Here is a 16554-nt window from a genome sequence, read left to right as displayed (position 1 = left end):
GCTCAAGTGAAGGCGACGAACCAAAGCCCAATCTTCCACTGTGATCACCCATCTATCGTGCTTGGGTGGCCTAGTTTTAAACCGTCGATTCTGGACTACATTTCAACCGTCGCTGACACGTGGCATGCGCCCCACATCCGTGTTGCGCGCTTGCGGAGTTTTGGCATCGATCCTCGACGTCGCCGTCCGAGACCGCCGAGTTTTATCCAACGCCGCGCGCGGCGTGAAACTCCCTCGCAAAGTCGGTGAGGAACACATCTACCTATCCCACCAACAGGTCGCACTGTTGGCCGGTCAATGTGCGCGGAACAGCACTATGGTCGAATTTCTCGCGTACACCGTTCTGCGGTGGGGCGAGACGACCGCGCTGCGGGTCAAAAACCTCGATTTTTCCCGTCGCCGCGTAAATGTGCACCAAAAAGCCGTGGGTGTCGGTGGGGCCTTCGTGCTCGGCACACCAAAATCGCATCAATCAAGGAGTGTCCCCTTTCCGGGATTTCTCTCGACCCCGCTGAAGGATTTATGCGTCGGCAAAGCTGCAAGCAGCCTCGTCTTCGGCACCGGCACCAGCATCGCGTTCGTTCGACCACCGGATAGCCGCCGGGGGTGGTGGATGGCGGCGCTCAAGAAGTGCCAGGTCGACGATCCCAATTTTCCGTTGATTACCCCTCATGACCTTCGGCACACTGCGGCGAGTCTGGCAATTTCGGCTGGGGCTAATGTGAAAGCCGTGCAGGGGGATGCTCGGGCATTCCTTCGCAGCGATGACACTGGATACATATGCCGACCGCTTTGACGGTGACCTGGATCGCGTTGGGAACGCACTCGATGAAGCGCGCATTCGTTCCACGACGATGAGCAAGCCAACTCCAGCCTAGTTTTTGACCAGCCACCCGCAACGCGGAGAACGACCGCTGTGCCGATCCTGGATGCCGTGAGAAGCCGCATTCTCGAGCGTTCATCGGGCGCGATCGGCACGGACTGAACTCGCTCGGAACCTCCGTGTGATCAGGTCATGGCGGGTTTTCTGTGACCAAAACTTTTTGAAGTGTTGCCAAAATGTTGCCAAAACGCCCCTCCGGGCAAAGAAGAACCCCCTCCTCCCCAGTTGAACACTGGAATGTAGGGGGTTTTTCGTGGCGGTACCGGTGGGATTTGAACCCACGGTGGAGTCTCCCCCACACGACTTTTCGAGAGTCGCACCTTCGGCCGCTCGGACACGGTACCGCCGATGAGCTTAGTAGAGACTGGGGTTCGACGCGAATCGGCAAACGTGCAGCAGACACACGGATGCTGCGGGGTAGCCTCAGCGGGTGACCTCACCGACCCCACACATCCGCTCTGCCATCGCCACCGGAGCCGCCCTTGTCGCGGCTGTCATCACGCTGGGCACGGCCTGGTGGCGGCGCGACCTGGAGCAGCAGAAAGCCATTCTCAACGAGACTCTGCCGGTGCACTCGGCTTGGTGGCGCGCCCACGCCAAGCAAACCGGCGAGTTGCTCTATGTCGCGATCGGCGACAGCGCCGCCCAGGGCATCGGTGCTTCCAGCCCGAACAAGAGCTACGTCGGCGTCCTCGCCGACCACGTCCGGCTGGTGACCGGACAAACGGTTCGCGTTGTGAATCTCAGCGTGTCCGGCGCCACCGTTGCTTTGGCCGTGCGCGACCAGCTTCCGCGCTTCGACAGGCTCGAGCCCGACGTCGTCACGGTCGCGATCGGAGCCAACGATATCGCCCAGTGGAACCCGACGGCGTTCGAAACTGGCATCCGCTCCGTGTTCGCCGTGCTGCCGCCGCACGCCCTCGTCGCCGACCTGCCCTGCTTTCACCTGCCGCACAACGAGGTCAAGGTGGAGGTGGCCAACGAGATCATTCGCCGGGTCGCCGCCGAGCGCCACCTGACCGTGGTTCCGCTACACGCGACGACTAAGCGGGCAGGCTTTCGCAGCATCCTCACCCACGTCGCCAAAGATCTGTTCCACCCCAACGACCGCGGCTACCGGTCCTGGTCCGAGGCATTTCTGCCGGCAATGAGTGCCGCAGTCGCGAACCGTCTCTCGGCGGTCGGTCAGACCTCGACCGACGCCGACTAGAGGCGGCATCGCGCGCACGGCCGTCTGTCGGTGGTCCCGGCTAGGCTCGAAACATGGCAAAATCCGTCTCCTCCTTCCGCTGCTCGGAGTGCGGCTGGACGACCCTCAAATGGGCGGGCCGCTGCGGTGAATGCCAGCAATGGGGAACCGTCGTCGATGCCGGCCAGACCGGCGGCATCACCCGTAAGCTCAAGGCCATCACCCTCGTCGGCGATGGTATCGCCCGCCCCATCACCCACGTGGAAACGGATGCCGCCGCCCACTGGCCGACCGGCATCAACGAGTTCGACCGGGTACTCGGCGGCGGCATCGTGCCTGGCTCAGTGATTCTGCTCAGCGGAGAGCCCGGAGTCGGTAAGTCCACGCTGCTGCTCGAGGTCGCGTCCAAAGCGGCCGCCGCGAAGAGCCGCGTGCTCTATGTCAGCGCCGAAGAATCGGTGAGCCAGGTGCGGCTGCGCGCCGAACGCACCAACGCACTCGAACCCGAACTCTATATTGCCGCCGAAACGGACCTCGGGGTCATCCTTGGGCAGATCGACGCGGTCAAGCCCGACCTCATCATTATCGACTCGGTGCAGACCGTGTCGAGCGCGCTCTCCGACGGCTCGCCGGGCATGCCAAGTCAGGTGCGGGAGGTGGCATCCACTCTCATTCGCGTCGCCAAAGATCGCAACCTGCCGGTGCTGCTCGTCGGCCACGTCACCAAAGACGGCTCGATTGCTGGCCCGCGGGTGCTCGAACACCTGGTCGACGTGGTCTGCCAGTTCGAGGGCGACCGGCAGACCTCGCTGCGATTCATTCGGGCGCTCAAAAACCGGTTCGGGCCCACCGACGAGGTCGGCTGCTTCGAGATGACCGGGGACGGTATCGCCGAGGTCCCCGATCCGAGCGGACTGTTCCTCAGCCGGGCCACCGAGCCGGTCGACGGCACCTGCGTGACCGTAGCGCTGGAGGGCCGCCGGGCGATGCCGGTCGAGGTGCAGGCGCTCGTCACCGACACCCAGGCTCCGAACCCCCGCCGGGTCACGAGCGGCGTGGACTCCGCCCGCGTCGCCATGCTGCTCGCGGTCCTGCAGGAGCGCGCGGGCATGAAGCTCTCCACCAAAGACGTCTACGTTTCGACGGTCGGCGGCATCCGTCTCACCGAACCGGCTGCCGACCTTGCCATTGCCCTGGCCATCGCCTCGGCGTTCACCGGTCTCGCCGTGGCACACAACGTGGTCGCGTTCGGCGAGATCAGCCTGGCCGGTGAGGTGCGCGGGGCGCTCATGTCAAAGCAGCGGATGAACGAGGCGATGCGCCTGGGGTTCACCACCCAGATCGACGCCGCCTGCGGGTCAATCCACGCGGCGGTCGCCCTGGCCCTCGGCACCAGCCGCACGCCGCGCGACACCGAACTCGATCGGGCATGGAAGTAGCACCGGCCGCTTTGCTAAACCGTGACGGGCGGTAGCGCGCTACGAAACATGCCGCTATTTGACGTCTTCCTGGCCGAGCTCCGGGCTCAAGGCTTTTAACAGGTCGGCCGGAGCCGCCTGCATAACATTCGGCCCGGCAATGTCGAAGAACACCATCTCCAGGGTCGCAGCATGCACCGTGAGAAACTCTCGCAGCCACTGGCCGTCGCAGACCATCACCTGCGGGTTGGTGTCGTCGGGCACCACGCGAACATAATTCTCCGCCGCGGAGAAGAGCAGCAGCATTCGTTTGTCAGAGCCTTCGCGGCCGAAAACCCGCACCTGCGCCCCCTCGCCGTTCACAACGAGTTGCGGCACGATCATGTAGTCGTTGCGCAGCGCATAGGCGACGGCGACGACGTCTTGCGCCGCCAGGGCGGCGGCGAGCGCCTCGGAACGTGTGTTGGCAGTCGTATCGGTCACCCGTTCATTCAATCAGGCCGGGCGGCTTGAGACCCAGCTGACAGCGCACGCCACGAGCGAACGGATGCCGCGGACCTAGTTCAGAATCATCAGCGCCGGGTCGGCCGCTTCGATGCCGTCCACGGTCACGTGCAGGTAGTATGACGCTCCGCCGGCCGGAACCGCGGTTCGGGTTTCGGCCGCACAGGTGTCAACTGCCGAGCGCGTGCGATCCCAGGTGATCGGTGTCGCGAGGGGCATGACGGCCCCGGGCTTGAGGGTCACCTGGGCGTCAATCGGATCGGTCTGGCAGTCGGTCGAGGTCCAATACATGTCCGACCCACTCATGACGGTGAATACCTGCTTGGCGTTACCGGCATTGATCACGCAGTCGGTAGTTCCGATGTTGGTCAGGCTCAGCGACAGCTGCGGCAGTGCGTCGGCCGCATAGTTTTTAGCGTCGGTGATGGCCGCAACCTGCACGGCGGACGGATCGCAGGGCGCACCGTCGACGGCGGTGGCCACCTCGGGAAGGGTGGTGGCGGCATCCGTCGGAGCGGCCGACTCGTCCGCCGGAGTATTCGGGGCGTCTGCGTCGCCCTTGCTCACTCCCGGTTGAACGATGATGAGAAAGAGAATGACGAGCACGGCAAGCAGGCCGAGCCCCACTACGAAACGCCGGCGCCGGTACACCTTGCTGGACTGGCGGCCGACCGGTTGCTTGATCGTCGACATGCCCCAAGGCTATTGATGTTCGGTGGCAGAAGCCGGTACTGCGGTGCGTGTCGGGGCAATTGCTGGAGAAACGGGAGCGGGCCCACCCGCAACCGGCAAGATTCCGGGTGCGAGCGGGCCCGTGCAGACCCCGCCTCTTAGCGGAGCCCGTGCTTTGACGACTACAAGGCCTTCTTGGCCTTATCAATCTTTAGGTTTGTCCAGCCAATCACGTCACCGTCCACGTTTTGCGCGGAGATGCTGTACTTGCCGTGCTTGAAGTCGTCCGCGAGGGTAACGCTCACGGTGCCCTCGGCGCCCACGACCAACCAGCCGCCCAGATTGTCGGCCTCCTTCTTGGAATAGGTCCACACCGACAGGTATTCGCCGGCGTGTTCAACCCCCACCTCGACAACAACCGTGTCCCCGGCCCGATAGGAGTTCCGGTCGGTGTCGATCGCGTTCCTGAGCTTTTTGGTCAGCTCCTCCGCCGGGGCAGCGATGGGCGCATCCCCCGGTTCGGCGCTCACCGCAACCGCCACCGCGAGGCGCACGATGGTGCCCGATTCGACGGCGGTCATTACAAGCACGCTGTTCGGAGCGGCATCGGCTGGCACTGTGACGCTGACAGACGCCGTACCCGTCGGATCAACGGATGCCGTGCCCACGTCGGCGCCCGACCAGTGCAGCGCGAGCTTGGTGTTCTTCGGAGCGCCGAGCGATGTGAGGTTCAGGTTACCGACCGTCAAGGTTACGGTGTCGCCCGGGTTCACGGCCGTCGTGGGAGCACCGGAGATCGAGGCCTGGTTGGCCTTAAACGACGGCGAAAGCGGGCTGTTCGCCTGGATATAGGAGATCCAGGCATCCCGGTCGACCAAACCGGAGTCGCGCGTGTCCGTGCCATTTCTGAACTCGCGAAAGTTGTCGCCACCGGTGAGCAGAAAGTTGAACGATCCGATGCGGTAGGACTTGACCGGATCGATCGGGGCGCCGTCGATCCAGATGCCCGTCACGCGCTCACCCGCGATGCGGGTGGCCTCGAACGTGTAGTTCACGTTGTCGCTGAGACCGAGCTGGAGGAATGGTCTGCTCGGAATCGTGCCATCGGCGTTGGTCTGCCACTGTTGCTCGAGAACGGTCTTGAACTGTGCGCCGGTGAGGCTCGTCGTCCACAGGTTGTTCAGGAACGGCAGCACCGCGTTTGCCTCGGCGTAAGTGACGACACCGTCAGGAGCGAGCGAAAGGTCCGCACGCATTCCCCCGGGGTTGACGATACCGATCTCGGCACCGCCAATGACGGGATCAGCCAGGGATGCGCGCAACGAGTTCGCGACGAGCGTGCCCATGGCTGAGGGAGCCATGCGGTTCTCTGAGCAGGGAGCGACCCCACCGACGCAGGCCCGCGTGATGTCGGCAGTGACCGACCCCACTGGCACGTCGCCGAGGATAGCGGCCTCGTCCAACGCCGTCTTCGTGATGGTCTGAACGTCGGCCGCGCGCGGATAGGTGGCCACGAGGTCGGCGTCGGGCAGGGTGGAGCGGGCAACGATGCGGTTTTTCACCGTGGTCGTGTCACCGGACGCTATGTCGTAGCTGAGCACGACCTGGCCGACGTTCTCTCCGTAGCTTCCGGTCTGCAGAACCGGGCGGGTCACACCGTTGGCAGCGCCGGGAACCTGTGCGTCCCACGCATACTGCTTGTGTGTATGGCCGGTGAAGATCGCGTCAACCTCGGCCGCGGTGTCGTTTACGATGCTCGCGAAGGCTCCACCGGCGGCGAGTTCCTGCTCGAGCGTGGCGCCATCAGGGATTCCCGCTCCGGCACCCTCGTGGTACTCGGCGATCAGCACATCCGCTTCGCCGTTCAACGGGTCGCCGTCGGAGAGCTGGGCGGCAACGCGATTGACAGCCGCAACGGGGTCACCGAAGCTGAGGTTCGCGATTCCGTTGGGCGAGACCAATGTGGGTGTCTCTTCCGTGACGGCTCCGATCACGCCGACCGTGACGCCAGCCACGTCGAGGAGCGCGTATTCCTGCATCGCGGGCGTTTCCGTGCCCGCGTTGTAGACGTTGGCCCCGAGGTAGTCGAAGTTGGCCGCGTCGGCCACCCGACCGGTGAGGTCAGCGAAGCCCTGGTCGAACTCGTGGTTGCCCACGCCCGAGGCCGCGAGGTCGAGGGCGTTGAGAACATCGATGGTCGGCTGGTCGTTCTGGGATGCCGACGCGAAGAGGGAGGCGCCGATGTTGTCGCCGTCGGAGAGGAACAGCGAGTTTGCGTCGCCGTACTCGGCGCGCAGCTGTTCCACGGTTCCCGCGAACTTGACGGTGTTGGCGTCAATGCGTCCGTGAAAATCGTTGATGTTGAGTAGGTTGAGTTCGACCGCGGTGGGCGTCTCGAGGTTCAGGCCCAGCACGACCGGGTCGTGGTCAGAGGACCGGTATGCGTCGGCGACGTAGAAGTCGGTCACGTTGTTGTTGTACCGGCTGTACTCCAGGGCGACCGACTCGACCGAGTTGATGTTCCAGACGTCGACGGCGTTCACCGTTGCATCGGCCTCGGGCGAGGCGAACACGTGGTCCAGTGAGCCGACCGTGCCGCCGAAGGCGTAGGTATACTCTCCGCTCTTACTTCCTTGATTGATGTAGCCGGCTTCAAGCAGCACCTGAATGGGATCTTCAAGGTCGTAGGCATTGAAGTCACCGGTGAGAAAGACTCGGTCGATACCGGAGTCGGCCTTGACCCGGTCGGCGAAGGCTACGAGCGCGGTGGCCTGCTCAACCCGCGTCGGGTTGGAGGCGCCCTGCCCGTCGCCCTGGTCGGCGTTGTCCCCCGTGCCGGACCCCTTCGACTTGAAGTGGTTCACGATGGCGAGAAAGCTGCTCGTATCGTCTCCGACGAGCTGGAATGCCTGCGCAAGCGGCTCACGTGCGCGCCCGTTGAACGCGACGGATTCGGTCAGAATGACCGACTCCCCCACCGTTTCGACAGCGGTGGGCTTGTAGATGAACGCGGTGCGAATCACGTCTTCACTGGCGGGAAGAGCGGCCGGCGAGGCCACGAACGTCCAGACCGCACTGCCCGCAGCCGTGTTGAGGGCCGCGGTCAGGTTGCCGAGGGCATCGTCGCGGTCCTTGCCGAATGCGGCGGAGTTCTCGATCTCCTCGAGCGACACGACGTCGGCGTCGAGGGCGTTGATCGCCGAGACGATCTTGGCCTGCTGGCGTTCGAAACTGAGCTGGGTGGCGGCGCCGCGGGCGGCGCATCCGCTGCTCACCGTGGTCGGCACGCCGGCCCGGTCGCTGTAGTAGCGGCAGCCGGCGAGCGAGTCACCGGTGGTCGAGAAGTAGTTCAGAACGTTGAAACTAGCCAAACGGATGTCCCCACCCACGTCCTCCGGTGCGCTCGTGCGGGTGTCGGCGAAGGTCACCGGCTGCACCGTCGCGGCGTTGGCCGCGACGAGGGCCGTGGTCGGTTGAAACTTCCAGGTGTCGTTGCGAAAGTCGAAAATGACCGGCGACAAGAACGACACCGCGGCGCCGATACGCACCGGTGCGGTGGTCGAGAGGTACGGGACCGGGCTGCCCTGGTTGGCGGCGGCGAGGTAGTTGGTCGTGGCCCCATCGTCGAGGGTGACCGCGCGGCCGGCATTCTCCGCGAGAGCGCCCTGATATTCGGTCGAGCCGGGCCGTGCCGTGACACTCGGATTGACCAGCGGCGTGGTTCCGGCGGCGAGGCCGATTTCGGCGTACTGGTTGGTCGTGTAGTTGCTGGTGACGGTGAAGTCGCCCTGCGGGGCGAGCAGCATGCCCTCGAGGGTTTCGCGCTGCTCCGCGCTAACCGGCAGCGGCACGGTGACCGGGGTCGGGGACACTACGTCGGTGGCGGGGAGATGGGTTACGTCGTTCACCGTGCCGAAGGTGACCTCGGTCATGCCGAAGAATTCCACGACGGTACCGACGACCTGCACGTGGTCGCCGATCTTCACGTCGGCGGTCGACGTGCTGGAGTACGCAAAGACGCCGTGCGAGGCGGTGTGGCTGTCGAGATCCAGATTGCCGCCGGTTGCGGCGGTTTGCAGGTAGAAACCGTTGAAACCGCCGGTCGGGTACGCCGCGGTGACGACACCGGAGGTCTTGACGACCGTTCCGGCGAGCGGGCTCGTGCCGGTGGTGCCCTGGATCGCGTCAATCGCGGTCAGTTCGTCGGGCACCGGGGTCGGGTCGGGGTCCGGGTCGGGTTCCACCGGGGCGCCGGTGTCTCCGGCCGCGTTCGTTGGCGTCGGGGCGGCCGCGCTGAAGTCGGCGGCATTGACGTCGGTGTCGACGGCCGGTGTATCACCACCGGCGGTGCGGTTCACCGAGGTGGTGACGGATGCCGCGGTGGCGGCCGCTCCCTCGAAGGTGTTCGAGCTGCCGTAGCCGATCAGGTCGAGAATCTCCGTCTGCCCGGTGAGCGAGCCGATGGCGGGCGCCATAAGCGCGGTGGACTGGTCGGCGAAGAAGATCGTGCCGGAGCCGGCAGCGAAAGAAGTTCCAAAGGAGGCATCTGCCGTGGGCAGGGTCGCCCCGTTGGACGCGTTCGAGCTGCCCTGCACGAGATAATGTCCGCCAGCGGCAATCGTGCCGGTCAGGGCGACGACCCCGGTCGGGTTCGACGTTCCCCCCGAGGAGCGGTACTGAATGGAGGTGCCGTCGAGCGAGACTGCGGCGTCCGTCGGGTTGTAGAGTTCGACGAACTTGTTCAGGTAGGTCGCGCCCGAGCTCCCCCCGTTCAGGTAGGCCTCGTTGATAACAACCCCGGTTCCGGCGGTGTTGGCGCTGGCGGGTACGGCAATGAGCGGAGCGGCCGCGAGGCTCACCCCAAGAAGTGTGGCGAAAACCAGCCTGGTACGGCTACGGACGGCGGATGACATGGATCTCCTCATTCATGGAACGATGCGTGTCTCGTTGCGCCCGGGGTCGTGCCGTCGAGAGTTTCCCCGGCCCAAACTGCGGCAGGTGCAATACATCGCAGCCTATCGACGGCCCGTGTCCGGGGGGTAAACTCCGTGTATTTTGCTCGTATGAGCAAGGCTTTAAGCCACGATCAGGCCGATTCGGCGCAAATTTCCGAGTTCAAGCGCTTCACCATGCGGGTATTGCCGAGCGTGTTCGGCTTCACCCGGGCCAGGTCGAGAAACTCAGCGACGCCCTCATCGGGCGAGCGCACGAGCTCGGCGTAGACGGCCGGGTCGACGGTTTCGGTGCCCATGTCGGTAAACCCGTTGCGGGTGAAGAACCCCACCTCGAAGGTGAGGCAGAACAATCTGCTCAGGCCGAGGTCGCGGGCATCCGCTTCGAGGCGTCTCATGATGGAGTACCCGACGCCGCGGCCGAGCCACTCGGCGTCGACGGCGAGAGTGCGCACTTCGCCGAGGTCCTCCCACATGACGTGCAGGGCGCCACAGCCGACCAGCCGGCCGGAAGAGTCCACGGCCACCCGAAATTCCTGCACCGCCTCATAGAAAACGACGCGGTCCTTGCCGAGCAGAATGCGCTGTTGCACAAGCGGTTCGACGAGTGCTTCGATGCCGGGCACATCGCTGGTGCGGGCCCGGCGCACCGAATATTCCAGTTCGGGCTGTTCCGGTGCTGTCTGGTGCGGTGCGGTCACGCCACGCGGCCCTTCTCTCGCATACTTCGGGATCAAACCACCAGTCTAGTGAGGGCACAGAAAGGGCCCGGCAGACGAGTCTGCCGGGCCCTTTCTGTGTAACTGCTAGTCGCTCGTGATGGCGAGGTCGGGCGTCGCCGGACCGGTGCCGATCGCAGCGGACGTGTTCACTCCGACACCGACCGGGTCGACCCGCGTCGTTGTGGTGAAGACGTATGCCCCATCGACGTAGTCCACGTGCACGTGGTCACCGGCGTTGAGCTCGCCCTGCAGAATTTTCTCCGACAGGCGGTCCTCCACCTCGCGCTGGATGGCGCGGCGCAACGGGCGAGCACCGAGCGTCGGGTCGAATCCGACCTCGATCAGGTGTTCCTTCGCCGAAACGGTGACCTCGACGGTCATGTCGCGGTCGAGCAGACGCGCGCCCAGACGCTTGATGAAGAGGTCGACGATCTGAAGTAGCTCGGGCTTGGTCAGCTGCGGGAACACGATGATCTCGTCCACGCGGTTGAGGAACTCCGGCTTGAAGTGCTTCTTCAGCTCGTCTTTCACCTTGCCGGCCATACGCTCGTACCCGGTGGTGCTGTCGCCTTCGAGCTGGAAGCCGACCGGTCCGCCCGAGATGTCCTTGGTGCCGAGGTTGGTGGTCATGATGATGACGGTGTTCTTGAAGTCGACGACGCGACCCTGGCCATCCGTCAACCGGCCCTCTTCCAGAATCTGGAGCAGGGAGTTGAAGATGTCGGGGTGGGCCTTCTCGATCTCATCGAACAGCACTACGGAGAACGGCTTGCGGCGCACCTTCTCGGTGAGCTGGCCGCCCTCTTCGAAGCCGACGAACCCGGGAGGAGCACCGAACAGGCGTGACACGGTGTGCTTCTCGCCGTACTCACTCATGTCGAGGGAGATCATGGCCGCTTCATCGTCGAACAGGAACTCGGCGAGTGCCTTGGCGAGCTCCGTCTTTCCGACCCCGGTGGGACCGGCGAAGACGAAGGACCCGGAAGGACGCTTGGGGTCCTTCAAACCGGCCCGGGTGCGGCGGATGGTCTTGGCCAGCGCCGAGATGGCCTCTTCCTGACCGATGACACGCTGGTGCAGAGCCTTTTCCATGAAGACGAGCCGGGAGGACTCTTCTTCGGTGAGCTTGAAGACCGGAATACCGGTGGCCTGGGCAAGCACTTCGGCGATGAGGCCTTCGTCGACGACCGCGGTGGTCTTGACGTCGCCACTCTTCCACTTCTTCTCGAGGCGCAGACGCTCGCCGAGGAGGTTCTTCTCCTCGTCGCGCAGCCCAGCGGCCTTCTCGAAGTCCTGCTCTTCAATGGCGAGTTCCTTCGCGGCACGCACCACGGCGATCTTCTCGTCGAATTCGCGCAGCTCGGGCGGCGACGACAGAATCGAAAGGCGCAGCCGAGCGCCGGCCTCGTCGATCAGGTCGATGGCCTTGTCGGGCAGGAACCGGTCGGAGACGTAGCGGTCGGCGAGGTTCGCCGCAGCTACGAGGGCGCCGTCGGTGATGGACACCTTGTGGTGCGCTTCGTAGCGGTCGCGCAGTCCCTTGAGGATATTGATGGTGTGCGGCAGTGACGGCTCGTTCACTTGGATCGGCTGGAAGCGGCGCTCGAGGGCGGCATCCTTCTCGAAGTGCTTGCGGTATTCGTCGAGGGTGGTCGCACCGATGGTCTGCAGCTCACCGCGAGCGAGGAGCGGCTTGAGGATCGACGCAGCGTCGATGGCGCCCTCAGCGGCTCCGGCACCCACCAGGGTGTGGATCTCGTCGATGAAGACGATGATGTCCCCGCGGGTACGGATCTCTTTCGTGACCTTCTTCAGGCGCTCTTCAAAGTCACCGCGGTAGCGGCTTCCGGCGATGAGCGACCCGAGGTCGAGCGAGTAGAGCTGCTTGTCTTTCAGCGTCTCGGGCACATCGCCCTTGACGATCGCCTGTGCGAGCCCCTCGACGACGGCGGTCTTGCCGACGCCGGGCTCACCGATCAGCACGGGGTTGTTCTTGGTGCGACGCGAGAGGATCTGCATGACCCGCTCGATTTCTTTCTCGCGCCCGATGACCGGGTCGAGTTTGTTGTCACGGGCCATCTGGGTGAGGTTGCGACCGAACTGGTCGAGCACCTGGCTGCCGGCCGTATTGGCCGCCTGCTCGTTGGCGCCGACCTGCACCTGCTCCTTGCCCTGATAACCGGAGAGAAGCTGGATGACCTGCTGGCGCACGCGGTTTAGGTCGGCGCCGAGCTTCACGAGGACCTGGGCGGCGACGCCCTCACCCTCGCGAATGAGGCCGAGCAGAATGTGCTCGGTACCGATGTAGTTGTGGCCGAGCTGCAGCGCTTCGCGCAGGCTCAACTCAAGGACCTTCTTCGCCCGCGGCGTGAAGGGGATGTGGCCGGTGGGCTGCTGCTGCCCCTGACCGATGATGTCCTGAACCTGCTCGCGCACGGCGTCCAGCGAGATGCCGAGGCTCTCAAGAGCCTTCGCGGCGACGCCTTCACCCTCGTGAATCAGCCCGAGCAGAATATGCTCGGTACCGATGTAGTTGTGGTTGAGCATCTTGGCCTCTTCCTGGGCCAAAACGACGACGCGACGAGCTCGGTCGGTAAATCTTTCAAACATATGATCGCTCCCTTGGCGCCAGGGCAGTTGGTGCCGTTACATCGAGAATAGCCAGCCTGCGCCGCTCGCGCGTGTATGTTCGCCGTAGGCGTGAAGGATGCTGCGTACGGCCCCTTCGTGCCCGAGTTTTTTTATTTGCATCGCGTTACGGATGCTGCGCGCGGCCCCTTCGCGCAGCATCCGCCCGCCGGTCCCTACTGCACGGCGGAGGTGAGCCGGGCGAGGTTGTCGAGGATGGTGGAGCGCAGCGGCTGCTTGCGCCATTCTTCGAGGGTGAGCTCGCGGCTGTTCAACCGATTCTCGTCTTCCATGGCGCGCAGGCTGCGCACGAACGACGGCCCGCGCACCATAAGCGACACCTCCATGTTGAGGCTGAAGGACCGCTGGTCCATGTTGCTCGATCCGACGACGGCGACCTCGTCGTCGATCGTGAAGTGCTTTGCGTGCAGAATGTACGGCGCCTTGTACATGTAGATGTGCACGCCAGCGGTCAGGAGTTCCTCGTAGTAGGAACGCTGCGCGTGATAGACGACGGCCTGGTCACCGATCTCCGACACAAATAATTCCACGTGCAACCCCCGCTGCACGGCGGTCGTGATGGCGTACATGATCGATTCGTCCGGCACGAAGTACGGGCTCGTGATAATGATGCGGTCCTGGGCGTAGTACAGCAGCGCGAGGAACAGTCGCAGGTTGTTCTCGCCCTTGAACCCGGGTCCGCTCGGCACCACCTGACAGTCGAGGGCATCGGTCACTGGCCGCGGATGCACCGGCTCGACATCGCGGGTGAGCAGCTCGTTCGTCTCGCTGTACCAGTCGGTGATGAAGATCGCGTTGAGCCCCGACACGATCGGGCCTTCCAGCCGGGTCATGAAGTCTTTCCACTGCAGGCCGCGCCGAATGTTGCTTCTCATGTTGTACGAGCGGTCAATGATGTTCTGCGATCCCATGAACCCCACGAAGCCATCGACGATGAGGAGCTTGCGATGGTTGCGCAGGTCGGGTCGTTGCCATTTGCCTTTGAACGGCTGCACCGGCAGCATGAGCTCCCACGCGATACCGGCATCCGTCAGTCGTTTCTTGGTTCGCCGAAAGCCGGGCTTGCGCATGGACTGAATGTGGTCGAGCAGCACCCGCACGGTCACGCCGCGCTGCTGGGCGCGCTCGAGGGCGTCGAAGAACGGCGCGGTGGTGTGATCGAGCGAGAGGATGTAGAACTCGACGTGCACGTATTTCTGGGCCTGGTCGATGTCGGCGATCAGGGTGTCGAAGGCCACCTGGTATTCACCGATCAGACTCGCGGTATTGTCGCCGACGAGCGGCATCGCCCCAAGATTGCGGTTGAGTTCGACGACCGATTCCAGCCAGCTCGGCCAGGGATGGTCGCGGCGCACCAGCTCCATGCCCTCGGTGCTGTCGAGGATGAACTTGTTGATTTCATCCTGCATCAGCCGACGCTTCTTCGGCAGCGTGCGGTAGCCGATCAGTAGAAACAACAGCACGCCGAGGTAGGGGACAAAGAAGATGGTCAGCAACCAGGCCATGCCCGACATTGGGCGACGGTTGCGGGGCACCACAATAACGGCCACGGCTCGAACGGAGAAATCGACGATCAGGGCCAGCAGAACGGTGATGGTCAGGCCGTCGATGCCGAACATTCGTACTTAAGTGACGGGTTTGTCGAGACCGAGCCGGGCGCGTTCTTCGGCTTCGATTTGGGCGTACACCTTGCGCTCGATGCGGTCGGCGCGCAGGATCGAGCGCAGCATCAGCCAGAACATCAGGCCAAGCGCAATGGTGGGTACGACCGAAAAAAGCGCGTTACCCCAATAGTTCTCAATCACGGGGTCAGCTTACGCGCAAAGACTGGGAGAGCAGCTACTTGCCGAGCAGACCGATGATGCCGCTACCCAGGTAGTAGACGCCAACGCCTCCGATGATCACCCAGAGCGCGATGCGGTTCATCGACGGCGGCTTGCGTCCGCCCTTATCGGGCTTCAGCACGTCGTCGGGCAGGTATCCCATTACTTCACCAAAGGAAACAGAATCGTTTCGCGAATACCGAGGCCGGTCAGCGCCATGAGCATGCGGTCGATGCCCATGCCCATACCGCCGGTCGGCGGCATACCGTACTCGAGTGCGCGCAGAAATTCTTCGTCGAGGCGCATGGCCTCCGGGTCTCCCCCGGCGGCAAGGCTGGCCTGTTCGATGAAGCGTTCGCGCTGCACGACCGGGTCCACGAGCTCGGAGTAACCGGTGGCCAGTTCAAAGCCGCGAACGTAGAGGTCCCACTTCTCGACCACACCGGCCACTGAGCGGTGACCGCGCACGAGCGGGCTCGTATCGATTGGAAAGTCCATGACGAAGGTCGGGCGCACCAGGTCGCCCTTGACGAAGTGCTCCCACAGCTCTTCGACGTACTTGCCGTGGATGGGGTGGTCGATCTCGATACCCTCGCGGGCGGCGAGCGCGACGAGCTCGGCGAGCGGCGTCTCCGGCGTGATCACGATGCCGGCGGCCGCCGAGAGGCTGTCATACATTCCGATGCGGTCCCAGTCGCCGCCGAGGTCGAACAGGGTGCCGTCAGCCCAGGTCACCACGTGCGACCCGGCGATCGCGAACGCCGCATCCTGGATCAACTTCTGGGTGAGGTCGGCGATGGAGTTGTAGTCACCGTAGGCCTCATAGGCCTCGAGCATCGCAAACTCGGGCGAGTGCGTCGAGTCGGCGCCCTCGTTGCGAAAGTTGCGGTTGATCTCGTAGACCCGGTCGATGCCGCCGACCACGGCTCGCTTCAGAAACAGTTCGGGCGCGATGCGCAGGAACAATTCGGTGTCGAAGGCGTTGCTGTGGGTCTGGAACGGGCGGGCGGATGCCCCTCCGTGCATCACCTGCAGCATCGGCGTTTCGATTTCGATGAACTCGAGGTCGGTGAAGGTCCTGCGCAGGCTCGCCACGGCCCGTGAACGGGACAACACGTTGGTGCGGGCCTGCTCGCGGCTGATCAGGTCGAGGTAGCGGCTGCGCACTCGGGTCTCTTCGCTGAGCTCGGAGTGCAGGTTGGGCAGCGGCAGCAACGCCTTCGCGGCGACCTGCCAATCGGAGACCATGACCGACAGTTCGCCACGACGACTGGAGATGACCTCACCGGTGACGAACAGGTGATCGCCGAGGTCGACGAGGTCTTTCCAGGCGGCGAGGGAATCCTCACCGACGGCCGCAAGCGAGACCATGGCCTGGATACGGGTGCCGTCGCCGCTCTGCAGGCTCGCGAAGCACAGCTTGCCGGTGTTGCGCAGGTGCACGATGCGGCCAGCCAGGCCGACGGTGACGCCGGTGACGGCATCCGCTTCGAGAGCGCCGAATTCGGCGCGCACGGCTGGAATGGTGTGGGTGACCGGAACCGACACCGGGTAGGCGCCGCCGGCCGGACTCGCGGCGGCCGCGTTCAGGCGGTCGCGTTTGCCGAGGCGCACGGCCTTCTGCTCGTTCATCTCCGCGTCGGAGAAAGCATCGTCGGGCAAGGCCTGGGCAATCATTGGCGGGGTGTTCTGGCTCATCTGGTTCTCCGTTGGTGCTGTCTGTTCACAATAAAGCGGATGCT

General features: G+C 64.1%; 12 protein-coding genes and 1 tRNA gene. 3 read left to right on the top strand and 10 right to left on the bottom strand.

All coding sequences use genetic code 11. From position 1 onward, the window contains the following. Positions 1-160: 160 nt before the first annotated feature. Positions 161-796: a tyrosine-type recombinase/integrase gene (locus E3T47_RS00485; RefSeq protein WP_166805565.1), complete on the top strand. Its 636-nt coding sequence runs from the start codon at positions 161-163 to the stop codon at positions 794-796. 341 nt (positions 797-1137) lie between these two features. On the opposite strand, the gene E3T47_RS00480 is transcribed toward E3T47_RS00485, so the two are convergent. Beyond that, a tRNA-Ser gene (locus E3T47_RS00480) sits at positions 1138-1227 on the bottom strand. Between the two features lie 86 nt (positions 1228-1313). On the opposite strand from E3T47_RS00480, the gene E3T47_RS00475 reads away from it, so the two are divergent. Both E3T47_RS00475 and radA read left to right on the top strand, forming a co-directional pair. Continuing rightward, on the top strand, positions 1314-2093 hold the full coding sequence (locus tag E3T47_RS00475) for an SGNH/GDSL hydrolase family protein (protein WP_134553696.1): 780 nt from the start codon (positions 1314-1316) through the stop codon (positions 2091-2093). Positions 2094-2146: 53 nt separating this feature from the next. Continuing rightward, positions 2147-3511 (top strand): DNA repair protein RadA, encoded by a 1365-nt coding sequence (gene radA, locus E3T47_RS00470; RefSeq protein ID WP_134553695.1) that lies wholly within the window; start codon positions 2147-2149, stop codon positions 3509-3511. Between the two features lie 54 nt (positions 3512-3565). Here the strand turns inward: radA and E3T47_RS00465 are convergent, their stop codons facing one another. From E3T47_RS00465 to lysS, 9 genes are all read right to left on the bottom strand, one after another. Then, positions 3566-3973, bottom strand: a complete 408-nt coding sequence (locus E3T47_RS00465) for a dehydrogenase (protein ID WP_241981820.1) — start codon at positions 3971-3973, stop codon at positions 3566-3568. Between the two features lie 75 nt (positions 3974-4048). Then, a complete protein-coding gene (locus E3T47_RS00460) occupies positions 4049-4687 on the bottom strand; it encodes a hypothetical protein (protein WP_134553693.1) in 639 nt (212 codons plus the stop codon). Between the two features lie 161 nt (positions 4688-4848). Next, complete coding sequence (locus tag E3T47_RS00455; protein WP_134553692.1) at positions 4849-9579, bottom strand: ExeM/NucH family extracellular endonuclease; 4731 nt, start codon at positions 9577-9579, stop codon at positions 4849-4851. A 173-nt stretch (positions 9580-9752) separates the two neighbouring features. Beyond that, complete coding sequence (locus E3T47_RS00450; RefSeq protein ID WP_174844616.1) at positions 9753-10319, bottom strand: amino-acid N-acetyltransferase; 567 nt, start codon at positions 10317-10319, stop codon at positions 9753-9755. A gap of 105 nt (positions 10320-10424) precedes the next feature. Further along, complete coding sequence (locus E3T47_RS00445) at positions 10425-12950, bottom strand: ATP-dependent Clp protease ATP-binding subunit (protein ID WP_134553691.1); 2526 nt, start codon at positions 12948-12950, stop codon at positions 10425-10427. A gap of 194 nt (positions 12951-13144) precedes the next feature. Then, positions 13145-14608, bottom strand: coding sequence for a cardiolipin synthase (cls, locus tag E3T47_RS00440; protein WP_134553690.1), 1464 nt, complete (start codon positions 14606-14608; stop codon positions 13145-13147). Positions 14609-14614: 6 nt separating this feature from the next. Next, positions 14615-14794 carry a hypothetical protein gene (locus E3T47_RS00435; RefSeq protein ID WP_134553689.1) on the bottom strand — a complete coding sequence of 60 codons (180 nt, stop codon included), beginning with the start codon at positions 14792-14794 and terminating at the stop codon, positions 14615-14617. 34 nt (positions 14795-14828) lie between these two features. Beyond that, a complete protein-coding gene (locus E3T47_RS15725; protein WP_166805564.1) occupies positions 14829-14975 on the bottom strand; it encodes a hypothetical protein in 147 nt (48 codons plus the stop codon). Next, complete coding sequence (gene lysS, locus E3T47_RS00430) at positions 14975-16489, bottom strand: lysine--tRNA ligase (protein WP_134553709.1); 1515 nt, start codon at positions 16487-16489, stop codon at positions 14975-14977. The genes E3T47_RS15725 and lysS overlap by 1 nt, the downstream gene beginning before the upstream one ends. Positions 16490-16554 lie beyond the last annotated feature (65 nt).

The sequence above is a fragment of the Cryobacterium ruanii genome (assembly GCF_004404055.1).
Taxonomy (GTDB): Bacteria; Actinomycetota; Actinomycetes; order Actinomycetales; family Microbacteriaceae; genus Cryobacterium; species Cryobacterium ruanii.
This window is presented reverse-complemented; position numbering and strand designations above follow the sequence as displayed.

Excerpts from the sequence above, each read along its gene's own strand:
- radA (WP_134553695.1), top strand. The coding sequence starts at position 2,147 with ATGGCAAAATCCGTCTCCTCCTTCCGCTGCTCGGAGTGCGGCTGGACG.
- E3T47_RS00460 (WP_134553693.1), bottom strand. The coding sequence starts at position 4,687 with ATGTCGACGATCAAGCAACCGGTCGGCCGCCAGTCCAGCAAGGTGTAC.
- E3T47_RS00455 (WP_134553692.1), bottom strand. The coding sequence starts at position 9,579 with ATGTCATCCGCCGTCCGTAGCCGTACCAGGCTGGTTTTCGCCACACTT.
- E3T47_RS00445 (WP_134553691.1), bottom strand. The coding sequence starts at position 12,950 with ATGTTTGAAAGATTTACCGACCGAGCTCGTCGCGTCGTCGTTTTGGCC.
- cls (WP_134553690.1), bottom strand. The coding sequence starts at position 14,608 with ATGTTCGGCATCGACGGCCTGACCATCACCGTTCTGCTGGCCCTGATC.
- E3T47_RS15725 (WP_166805564.1), bottom strand. The coding sequence starts at position 14,975 with ATGGGATACCTGCCCGACGACGTGCTGAAGCCCGATAAGGGCGGACGC.
- lysS (WP_134553709.1), bottom strand. The coding sequence starts at position 16,489 with ATGATTGCCCAGGCCTTGCCCGACGATGCTTTCTCCGACGCGGAGATG.